Origin of the sequence: Rhizobium sp. RHZ02, assembly GCF_014851575.1 — a bacterium.
GTDB classification, from domain to species: Bacteria; Pseudomonadota; Alphaproteobacteria; order Rhizobiales; family Rhizobiaceae; genus Rhizobium; species Rhizobium altiplani.
On record NZ_JACUZX010000122.1, the window covers coordinates 1 to 255 of the forward strand.

1 rRNA gene is annotated in these 255 nt (G+C 52.9%); it reads left to right on the forward strand.

Annotated features, from left to right (window positions below):
• Positions 1-255: ribosomal RNA gene (locus tag IB244_RS33315) — 23S ribosomal RNA — on the forward strand; the annotation flags it as partial.

Here is a 255-nt window from a genome sequence, read left to right on the forward strand (position 1 = left end):
TGTAAGAAGCGAACGCAGGGAACTGAAACATCTAAGTACCTGCAGGAAAGGACATCAACCGAGACTCCGCAAGTAGTGGCGAGCGAACGCGGACCAGGCCAGTGGCAATTGTGTTTAAAGCGGAACAATCTGGAAAGTTTGGCCGTAGCGGGTGACAGCCCCGTACGCGTAGATAGCATGATTGTCCTAGAGTAGGGCGGGACACGAGAAATCCTGTCTGAACATGGGGAGACCACTCTCCAAGCCTAAGTACTC